Annotated in this window: 2 protein-coding genes; both read right to left on the reverse strand. The window is 70.7% G+C overall.

Features of this window, described 5'->3' with window-relative positions:
* Positions 1-14 precede the first annotated feature (14 nt).
* Positions 15-299: a WXG100 family type VII secretion target gene (locus Cpa01nite_RS18385; RefSeq protein WP_147795412.1), complete on the reverse strand. Its 285-nt coding sequence runs from the start codon at positions 297-299 to the stop codon at positions 15-17.
* Between the two features lie 18 nt (positions 300-317).
* Positions 318-629, reverse strand: coding sequence for a WXG100 family type VII secretion target (locus Cpa01nite_RS18390; protein WP_203670312.1), 312 nt, complete (start codon positions 627-629; stop codon positions 318-320).
* Positions 630-661: the final 32 nt, after the last annotated feature.

A 661-nucleotide genomic window follows, 5' to 3' on the forward strand; every position in this document is an offset into this window, starting at 1 on the left:
GGGGCCGGGGTGGTTCACCAGCGGGCGGCGTTGGCCCGCTCGGTGGACTGGTACTCCTCGCCGGAGGTCGACACCGCGCGGCCGACGTCGGCCAGCAGCGCCTTCATGTCGGTCAGCGCGGCCTCCCACTTCGCCTTGGCGGCGGTGTAGGCGGTCGAGGCCTCACCGGACCAGTTCGCCCGCAGCGGCTGCAGCGAGCGGTCCAGGTCCGCCAGGCGGGACTCGATGTTGCTCGCGCTCGACTGGATGTCGGCGGCGGCGGTCGACAGACCACCGAAGTTGACCTTCAGGTCAGCCATCGTCTCGTCCTCTCCCGATCAGCCCAGCCGGCCCTGCAGGCGGCTGAAGCTCGACTGCTGCGACTCGTCCGACGCGGTGTACGTCGACTGCGAGGTGAGCAGGTTGGCCTCGAACTCGTTCAGCGCGGACACGATCTTGTTCGCGTCCTCGCGCCACCGGGCCATCAGTGCGTTGAACGCGACCGCGCCCTGGCCCTGCCAGTGCGACCCGATGCCGGACAGCTTGCCCTCCAGGGCGCTCAGCTCGCGCTGCAGCTCCCCACGGCTCTGCACCACGGCGTCCGCGCCCTGCTTGAGCGCACCATCTGCTGCGGAGACCTCTGCTGCCATGTCACCTCCCCCTCCACGGCCCCGAGGGCCTG

Origin of the sequence: Cellulomonas pakistanensis (assembly GCF_016862755.1) — a bacterium.
Lineage (GTDB): Bacteria > Actinomycetota > Actinomycetes > Actinomycetales > Cellulomonadaceae > Cellulomonas > Cellulomonas pakistanensis.